This window comes from Kitasatospora sp. NPDC057512, from assembly GCF_042802135.1.
GTDB lineage: Bacteria > Actinomycetota > Actinomycetes > Streptomycetales > Streptomycetaceae > Kitasatospora.
Genome location: NZ_JBHVET010000309.1, coordinates 1 through 9,225 on the forward strand (window position 1 = coordinate 1; position 9,225 = coordinate 9,225).

4 protein-coding genes and 2 pseudogenes are annotated in these 9,225 nt (G+C 75.9%); all 6 read left to right on the forward strand.

Features of this window, described 5'->3' with window-relative positions; translation table 11 throughout:
• A pseudogene (locus ACFU6K_RS20665) lies at positions 1-1,012 on the forward strand (hypothetical protein); the annotation flags it as partial.
• Positions 1,009-2,256, forward strand: coding sequence for a hypothetical protein (locus ACFU6K_RS20670; protein ID WP_380665022.1), 1,248 nt, complete (start codon positions 1,009-1,011; stop codon positions 2,254-2,256). The pseudogene ACFU6K_RS20665 and the gene ACFU6K_RS20670, both read left to right, overlap by 4 nt.
• Positions 2,257-2,262: 6 nt before the next feature.
• Positions 2,263-2,796 carry a Pycsar system effector family protein gene (locus tag ACFU6K_RS20675; RefSeq protein WP_380665025.1) on the forward strand — a complete coding sequence of 178 codons (534 nt, stop codon included), beginning with the start codon at positions 2,263-2,265 and terminating at the stop codon, positions 2,794-2,796.
• Between the two features lie 101 nt (positions 2,797-2,897).
• Entirely contained in the window at positions 2,898-5,267 is a 2,370-nt protein-coding gene (locus ACFU6K_RS20680) for a choice-of-anchor X domain-containing protein (protein ID WP_380665027.1), read from the forward strand.
• A 112-nt stretch (positions 5,268-5,379) separates the two neighbouring features.
• On the forward strand, positions 5,380-8,805 hold the full coding sequence (locus tag ACFU6K_RS20685) for a tubulin-like doman-containing protein (protein WP_380665029.1): 3,426 nt from the start codon (positions 5,380-5,382) through the stop codon (positions 8,803-8,805).
• A pseudogene (locus tag ACFU6K_RS20690) lies at positions 8,802-9,225 on the forward strand (hypothetical protein); the annotation flags it as partial. The gene ACFU6K_RS20685 and the pseudogene ACFU6K_RS20690, both read left to right, overlap by 4 nt.

The window sequence follows — 9,225 nt, forward strand, 5'->3', positions numbered from 1 at the left end:
GGACCGGCACCACCCGGCCCGCGAGCCGGTGGTCCGCTGGATGCGGCTGCTCGCCGACGACCCCCGGCCGGAGATCTGGGTGCGCGCCGCGCTCGCCTCCGGCGAGCTCTGCGCGCGCGACTTCGCGACCGGCTACGAGAAGCTGGTCCGCCCGATGGCGACCGCCCGCGCCGCCCGGCGCCGGGCCTTCGCCGCCACCGTGCTGGACCAGGCGGCCCGGCACGAGAGCCACCGGCCGGCCGTCCACGCCCTCGTCGACGACTGGAGCAGGTCGCACTCCGCGCACCTGCGCTGGACCGCCGCCCTGGTGCTCGGCTTCGGCCACGCCTCCCCCGTGGAGGCCGCACTCGACGGCCTGGCCCGGATCGGCACCCACGAGGACGGCGACAAGGCGCCGATCGCCTCGCACGGCATCGTCCGGCTGCTCGCCGGCCCCGACGACCGGGCCGTGCTGCGCCGCCTCGCCGAATGGACCGCCGACAAGCGGGTGCCCTACCAGGACCTGGGCCTGCTGGCGGTCGTCCGGCTCGCGGTGACCACGGTCGGCGAGGTGTGGGACGGCGAGGCCTGGCCGGAGCTGGGCCGGTACCTGGAGTGGCCGCTGCCGCTCGCCCTCGCGGCCACCCGCCCCGACCGCGCCGTCCTGCTGGCCGACCTGCTGTGGACGGCGCTGCGCACACCGCGCTCCTACGAGGCCGCCACCGACTGCCTGGAACTCTGGCTGCGGACCGCCGCCGACGAGGACGGCCCGGACACCAGGGCCGGCCTGGCCGCACTGCTCCCGGTCCTGGTCGGCACCGACCGCGAACGGCGGCTCCTGGACTGGCTGTTGCGACGCATGATGAGCGACCCGGACGAGCCGCTGCCGACGGCGCGGGCCCGCGAACTGTGGGACCTCGCCACCGGCGGCCGCCCCGACGGCGACCGGCGCGGCGGACGGGACCGGCCCACCGGCCGCCGTGAGGACGGGCGGCAGGACGAGGGCACCAGGGAAACGGAGGAACGACGATGACGGACGATCCACAGGCCGCCGGCCCGCCTGCCCTCGCCAAGGCGGCCAGGCCCGAACGGCCGGCCGGACCGCTGCTGAAGGAGTACGGGCGCCCGGCCGAGTGCACCCGCAAGCCGAGCGCCGAGGTCGCCCTGGTGCACTTCTACCGCAACGGCGGCCACAGCGTGGTCACCGCGATGGGCACCGAGCACGTCGACCGCCCGCGCTTCGCCCGGCCGGTGACGATCTGCGAGGTGGCCCGGGGCACCCACCTCTGCCAGCTGTCCCTCCGGATCCCGGCGGTCGGCAGCGCCACCTTCTTCGAGGTGGAGGTGGACGTGCACTGGTCGGTCGTCGACTACCGCAAGGTGGTGGACGGTCAGGTCAGGGACGTCGCGGAGCGCCTGAAGGGGCCGCTGCTGGAGCGCCTGCGCACGATCTGCTCCGGCTACCCCGTGACCGCCGCCGCCGAGGTCGACCGCGCGGCCAAGTCCGCCTGCCGCACCGGACAGTGGAACGACCTGGGCTACGACCTGGGGCTGCACGCGGACGTCTACGTGCGGGTCGCGGTGGACAGCACGACCATCCGGCACGCCGACGCCGACCGGAACTCCGCCTACGAGGACCGCACGACGGCCCGGGGCTACGACCGCGAGGTGGCGGCGGAGCACCACCGCACCGAGTTGCTCCAGATCCGCATGCGCACCTTCCGGGCGATGCTGGACGGCGGTGAGTGGAACCAGATCTGCTTCATGCTCTCGGACAACCCGGACCAGGCGCGCGCCTTCATGGAGCTCCTGCGCCAGGAGTCCCGCGCGGACAAGCACGAGCTGCTGGAGCACACCCTGCGGCTGGTCGAGAAGGGCGTCATCCAGTCGGCCGAACTGGAGGCGCAGGTGCGGGAGTTGCTGGGCACGCCCGCGTACCGCATCGAGGGCTCCTTCGGCCGGCCGCCGATCCGGGAGCCGGCGGCGAGGCCCGAGCTCCCGGGGAACGGCCACGGCGGCCGGGACGACCACCGGCCCGGCGGCCCGGCGTTCACCCCTTCGTGGGTGCAGGCCGAGCCCGCCCCCCGGGACCGGCTCCCCGCGCAGGATCCGCCCGCGCGCCGGCCCAGCGAGGCCTTCGACGACTGGGGCCGCACGGGTTCCGACACCGCCCCGCAGGACCACGCCGCTTCCGACGACGACCGCCGCAGGGACCGCCACGACGACCACGACGACGACCGGGACCGCCGCCCGTGGTCCCCCGGTGACAGGAGCTGACCGCTCATGACCGCTACCGGACCCGCCCCAGCCCCCGCGCCCGTCCCCGAACCCGTCCCCTGCTCGGACGAGGCCCGCTTCGTCGCGGACCGCCTCCTGTGCGTCGTCCGCGAGGACATCGGACGGGCCGACACCAAGTCCTCGATCCTGCTCACCGCCGCCCTCGGCCTGCCCGCCCTGCTCCTGGACCGCAACTGGGCCGACGGCCGGCCCGGGACGCTCGCCGCCGTCCTGCTCGCGCTCGGCGGCGTGTTCTGGGCCGCCGGGGCGGTCGCGCTGGTCCGGGCGATCCTGCCCCGCACCGGAACCCTGCGCGACCACGACGGGGTGACCTTCTTCGGCGACCTGCTCACCTCCGAGAGCCGGCCCGTGCTCACCGAACAGATCGTCGCGGCCGGCCGGGACCCGCTCGACTGGCTGCTCGTCCAAGCCGTCGACGTCAGCACCATCCTGGCCGCCAAGTACCGCCGAATCCGCTGGGGCGTCGCCTGCCTGGCCCCCGGCTCGGTCCTCGCCACCGCCGGAATCCTGCTCACCTGAGCCGCCCGACCCCGACCGCCCGACCCCGACCGCCTGCCACCGGCCGACGCCCGTCCGTCCGTCGGCCGGTGGAACGCACCCCCGATCCAGAGGAGACGACGGTGCCACACCTGCTCTTCGCACGCCCTCCCGGGCGCGGCCCGACCGGCGCCCGGGCCCGTGGGCGCCGGCGCGCCACCGGCGGGCTCGGGCGGGCCGCCGCCCTCACCGCGGCATCCCTGCTGACCGTCGGCCTCCTGCCAGGCCCGGCCTCCGCCGAGCCGAGCCCCACGACGGCCCCCGCGCCGACGAGCGCACCGCCGGCGGCACCGCCGGCCGCCGTCGGCCCGGTCGACTACGCGATCGCCGTGGACGAGTCGGGCAGCCTCAAGCCCGCCGAGGTCGACCGCGAGCGGGCCGCCGCCGCGGGGATCGCCCTCGGCGAGGTCCACCCGAAGTCGACCGTCACCGTGCTCGGCTTCGCCAGCGCGGACAACGAGTCCCAGCACCCGGTGGACGAGGTCTGCCCGCCCACCGTCCTGGACGGCGCCGGCCGCGACCGGATCGGCAGGTGCATCAGCGACCTGCGCAGCCGCAGGCCCGACGAGGGGCAGGGCACCGACTTCCCGAACGCCGTCCTCCAGGGGGTCAGCCGGCTCGCCGCCGGGGCCGACCCGGCCACGCCCCGGGTCCTGTTCCTCCTCACCGACGGCAGGCTCGACGTCGGCGACAGCCCGGCCTACGGCGACCCGGCCCACCGCGCCGCCGCCGGCGAGGAGGCGCTGACCCGCGCCCTCGCCGCCGCGCAGGCCGCCCGGATCCAGGTCTGGCCGCTCGGCTTCGGCTCGGACATCGACCGGGCCGCCCTGGACCGGATGGCGGCCGCGGGCTTCCAGGGCGGCTGCGTCGACCTGCCCGACGCCCAGCCCCGGGCGACCGTGGTACCGGACGCCACCGCCGTCGCCGACGCGATGCGGACCGCCTTCGCCGCCGCCCACTGCCTGCGCGCCACCGCCGGCGGCACCGGCCACCCGCCGATCGACATCGACGTGCGGATCTCCCCGCTCACCACCGTGGGCAGCATCGTCGTCGACAAGGGCGACCCCGCCGTCACCGCCACCTACGTCGACCCCGACGGCCGCGAGATCACCGGCACCACCACCGACCCGGTCTCGAAGTTCGAGCTCTCGCCCCGCGACCAGACCGTCGAGTCGCTGCGCATCACCGACCCCAAGCCGGGTCAGTGGCGGGTCCACCTGGACGCCCCGGCGGACCACCGGGCGCAGCTGGCCACCGTCAACGTGCTGTGGCGCGGCGCGCTGCGCGGCTCCATCACCATGGCGCCGCCCTCGCCGCGGGCCGGCGAGCGGGCCGTCGTGACGCTCAGGCTCCAGACCCGCCAGGGGGTCGAGGTGACGGATCCCCAGGACCTGAAGGACCTGCGGGTCAGCGCCGTCCTGAGCGGCGAGGGGTTCGCGCCCGTGCCGGTCAGGCTGGCCGACGACGGCTCCGCCCCGGACGGCAGGGCCGGCGACGGCGCGTTCAGCGGGACGGTGACCGTACCCGCCGCGGCGACCGGCCGGATCAAGGTCTCCGGCACCCTCGCCGCGTCCGGGCTGACGGCCGACGAGGACCGCTCGCAGGGCACCCTGGTCGCCCCGGCGGTACCGCTGGTGACCGCCGCCCTCACCCTCGACGACGGCGCCGGGCGGCGGCTCCACCCCGGGGACGAGCTGGCCGGCAGCCTCGCCCTGCACAACGCGGACGGCGCCCCGCACACGCTGCGGCCGGCCCTCCGGGACACCGCCCCGGGCCTGCTGGCCGTGACCCCGGAGGAGATCACCCTGGCGCCCGGCGAGTCCCGCCGGGTGGACGTCGCGGTGACGGCGGCCCGGTCGGGCGCGTTCCACGGACTGCTCGACGGCGGCGACCTGCGGCTCGGCGGCAAGGTCACCGTGGTCGACACCACCGACCGGGACCGGGTCCTGGTCGACAGCCCCCTGTCGCTGACGATCACCCGGCCGCCGACCTTCTGGGAGAGCTGGTGGTGGGCGCTGCTGCTGGGCGGCCTCGTGGCGGTGCTGGCCGTCCTGGCCGCGCTGGCCCTGCGCCTGCGGACGTGGACGGGCAAGGACCCGGCGGGGCTCAGGCTGCTCCTGCTGGACCCGGAGGGCCGCCAACTCGCCGACATCACCGCCGACTCCGGCACCAAGCGCTGGTACGCGTTCGACGTGCACGGCCTCGGCGGCCCCGACCCCCGGCTCGTCCGGCAGCCCGGCGGACCGTACCGGGTGCAGCGCAGCCTGGACGGCGGAGTGGTGCTGGAGCGACGTGGGCAGGCGAGGGCCCGGATCCAGCCGGACCGGCCGGTGCCGCTCGCGGGCGGGCTCGCCGTGGGGATCCGGGACGAACGGCGCGGCAGGACCGGTCCCGCGGGGCGTCCCACACCACCCGACGCCGGCGCGCGGACCGTCGTCGACGACTACATCTGAGCCCCCCGTACCCGAGCACCCGTTCCACCACCCCTGACCCGTGCCGGTCGACACCCATGCCGGTCGACACCCGAGCCGGCCGCGCCCGCGCGGCCGGATGAAGGCGGAACCCATGAAGATCTTCCAGCCGATGCTGTTCGTCGGCCTGGGCGGCACCGGCGGCCTCGTCGGCGCCGAACTGGAGCGGCGCCTGCGCGCCGAACTGTGCGGCCCCGACGGCACCGCGCTCACCCACATCGGCGGCATGGCGCCCCACCAGCTGCCGGACTGCCTGCAGTTCGTCTACGCCGACTTCAGCGAGGCGGACCTGGCCCACCTGCCGCTCGCCACCGCCGATCCGGCGCTGCGCGCCGCGTACAGCCGCACCTCGCGCGCCACCCCCAACCTGCTGCCGAACTACGACAGTTCGCCCGACATCACCAGGATGCTCCGGGCCAGCCTCTCCGACGAGACGGCCTCCTGGCTGCCGCCGCGCGCCAACGAGCCCAGGGTCGTCCCGCTCAAGAACGGCGCCGGGCAGCTGCCGACGGTCGGCCGCGCCGGGCTGTTCGGCACCCTGCGCGACGGGCTGGACCCGGTGCTGGCCCCGCTGACCGACGCCATCGACGTGCTCGCGCGCGCCGGCGGTGTCCTGAGCCAGCTCGGCGGCGGCCAGGTGACCGGCTGCGACGTCTTCGTGGCCTTCTCGGTCGCCGGCGGCACCGGCGCCGGGATCTTCCTGGACTACCTGCACCTGATCAACCACGCCTTCCAGGAGAAGCGCCTCGGCGGCGTCAACATCTACCCGCTGGTGGTGATGCCCTCCGCGTTCCCGGCGGCGCGCGGGGGCGGCCGGGAGGCGGAGCTGAACTCCGCCCGCGCCCTGGTCGACCTGTTCCGGCTGGTGGACGAGCAGAACGCCCCCGTCGAGGGCGCCGAACTCGGCGACCTCGACAAGGACCTGACGCTGCGGATCCGCTACCCGCACACCGCGCCGATCCGGCTGCGCAGCGGCATCCTGCCGACCGCCTTCCTGTTCAGCCGCACCGCCGGCATCCGCCAGGACGACCTGCGCCGCTCGATGGTCTCGCTGGTGATGTCGCTGATCGGCACCGAGCTCGGCGACGGCCGGGAGAACGGGCGCTCCCGGGCCGACGACGACTACCAGACCTTCGCCCAGAGCTTCATCAACCGCGGGGTGTCCCGGTCGAACGTGTCCGACGCCGGGATCGGCCGCAAGGGCGTCTCGACCAGCCTGGTCGCCTCGATGACCGCGCCCGTGGACGAGTTGGCGGCCCTGGTCTCGGGCCGCTTCCTGCGCGCCTCGGTCGAGCAGTTGAGCAGCGGCTCCCGCCACACCCAGCGGTCCGCCGAGGAGCTGGTGAAGCAGATGTTCGCGGACTCCGGTCTGGAGGAACTCCTGGAGCGCCGGGCGCTGGAGCTCCAGCCGTTCGCCTCGGAGCCGCGCGGCGGGTCGGCGATCGAGGCCGCGCTGATGGCCCGACAGGGCGACATGCAGCAGGCCCTCGCCGACCTGGCCCGCCGGGTGGCGCAACGCACCGCGGACATGGCGCAGAACTTCGCGCCCCGGCGGGCGGTGGACAAACTGCTCGCCACCGTCGACCCGTTCACCGTCGAGCGGATCGTCAAGGGGGTGCCGGAGGAGGCCAACGACCTCGCCCGCCTCGGCTTCCTCGGCCTGCTCGACAACCGCACCCGGCGCCCGGTCCTGCCCCCGGGCACCCCGGACCAGCCGCCGCCGGTGCCCCGGATCAGGCGGCGGGCCTACGGGCTCGCCCAGCCGCGCTGGGGGGACGAGGACGTCCAGACCGTGCTGCGCGAGCAGGACGCCTGGTACCGCTGGCGCGGCCGACAGATCTGGCACGACGGCTGGCGGGACCAGCAGCCGCGCTGGGAGCCGGCCGCCCGGGCCCTGGAGCGGGAGGTCACCCGCCTGGTCGAAGCCCTGCACCGGCACTCCACGCAGGAGCCGAAGGCCTTCGCCGAGCAGTCCCGGGTGCTGTACGAGGACCGGACCGGCGTCTCCTACCTGCTGCCGCCGCAGCGCGACCTGCGGCACTTCTACGACGACCTGGTCGCCAGGCTCGCCACCAGCGAGGGCCTGGCCGACAGCGGGGACCAGGCCGGCCTGCTGCTGCGGCTGGTCAAGGGTGACGAGTGGCGCACGGCGCACGCCGCGAGCCGGCGCGACCCCGACGGCGCGGTCGGCGGGGTCAAGGCGATCGTGGAGGCCGGCGTCAAGCGGCTCTTCGCGGAGAGCGGCGAGCAGTTGGAGGAGCGTCCGCTGCTGCCGTCCATGGGGGTCCTGCTGGCCGCGGCGGCGGGCAGCGCCGAGGCCGGCGACCAGGTCAGCAGGGAGGCCCTGGAACAGTTCGGCCGCAAGGTGGCCGGCCTGCTGCCGGCCGGCTTCGTGCCGGAGGGCACCGGGCCGCTCAAGGTACTGGTGACCTACCCGAAGGTCGGGAACGTCGACGAGGCCAGGGACTACCTGCGCCGGGCGCTGCGGCTGCCCGGGGACGCGCAGGCGGAGTTCCGCGGCGTCGATACGGAGTCGATCACGGTGGTGCTGTTCCGCAGCGAGATGAGCCTCACCGAGGTGCCCGAGGTCCGCAAGGTGCTGCGCCAGTGGGCCAAGGCGCGGGAGGGGGAGCAGGCCGAGGACGTCCTGCGCTGGCGCCAGCGCCTGGGCCACCGGGACGACTGGCTGGTGTCCACCGAGGCGGACCGCCGCCACGTGCTGCACCGGCTGCTCTGCCTGCTGTGGAACGGCCAGGTGGACGTGCTGGAGGGCTCCGAGGACTCGCCCCGGGTGATCCGGCTGCGGCTGCACCGCGAGCGCGGCACCGACGCGCCGGGCGTGCGGCTGCGCCTCGGCGCGCAGCACGACGGCGTCTCCAGCTGGGCCGAGTTGCTGCGCGCCTACGAGCGCTGGACCGTGCTGGACGACGAGCGGACGGTCTGGGACTACTGCCACCAGCTGATGGAGGCCCGTCCGGTCGGGCTGACCCGGTCGGTCGGCCGTCCCGATCCGCTGTTCGTCCGGCTGGTCGAGCAGATCGCGCCGCAGCAGCTGCGCCTGCTCACGTCCCGCCGGGAGTCGGGCGGGGAGCGCGTCGAGGGCTGGTTCCGCCCGCTGTGGGAGTTCTGGGCGGAGACCCTGCCGGAGGCGCTGAAGGCGGAGTTCCGCGACCAGCGCGCCGTCGAGCCGGACCTGGGCCGGCTCCTGGAGGCGGTCCGGCGCGGCGAGCCGTCGTCGCGTCCGGTCGAGGAGGTCGAGGAGGTCGAGGACGACGGGCCCGCACGGCCGCCGCGCGGAGAGGAGGACGACCGGGACGCCGCCGGCCACCGGCAGGAGAACGGCGGGCCGTACCGCAAGCCCGCCGAGCCGTACCGCGAGCCCGCCGGGTCGCACCGCGAGCCCGCCGGGCCGTACCGCGAGCCCGCCGGGCCGTACCGCGAGCCCGCCGAGCCGCCGTCCTGGTACTACGACGACCTCGACGGACAGGCCGGCGGCCGCGAGGGAGGCGAGTTCGCATGAGCGAGCCGATCCGTACCCACGCCCCGGTCGTCCACCTCGACCTCCGCACGGCCGAACTCGCCGGCACCGACCCGGCCGACCTGCGGAACGCCGTCACCGCCCGGCTCGCCCGGCCGCGGCCGCACGACCACCGCTTCCTGGTCGTCGACACCCCCGCCGGCCTGGTCGGACACCGCACCAGGTACGAGCAGCTGATGGGGTACCCCGCGCCCGGCCGGGTGCGGGTGCTCTGCCTGCTGGTCGGCGGCCTGACCGCCCATCCCCCCGAGGGCCACCCGGCCGAGCGCCGGCTGGTCCGTCCCGACACCCTGCGCGGCCCCGAGGCCGGGCTGATCTGGGTCGGCGACCTCCATGCGGGCGACGGCGGGCCCGGGGCCGCCGCGCCCGACGACCCGCACGCGCTGGCCGTCCTGGTCGACC

Excerpts from the sequence above, each read along its gene's own strand:
- ACFU6K_RS20675 (WP_380665025.1), top strand. The coding sequence starts at position 2,263 with ATGACCGCTACCGGACCCGCCCCAGCCCCCGCGCCCGTCCCCGAACCC.
- ACFU6K_RS20670 (WP_380665022.1), top strand. The coding sequence starts at position 1,009 with ATGACGGACGATCCACAGGCCGCCGGCCCGCCTGCCCTCGCCAAGGCG.
- ACFU6K_RS20685 (WP_380665029.1), top strand. The coding sequence starts at position 5,380 with ATGAAGATCTTCCAGCCGATGCTGTTCGTCGGCCTGGGCGGCACCGGC.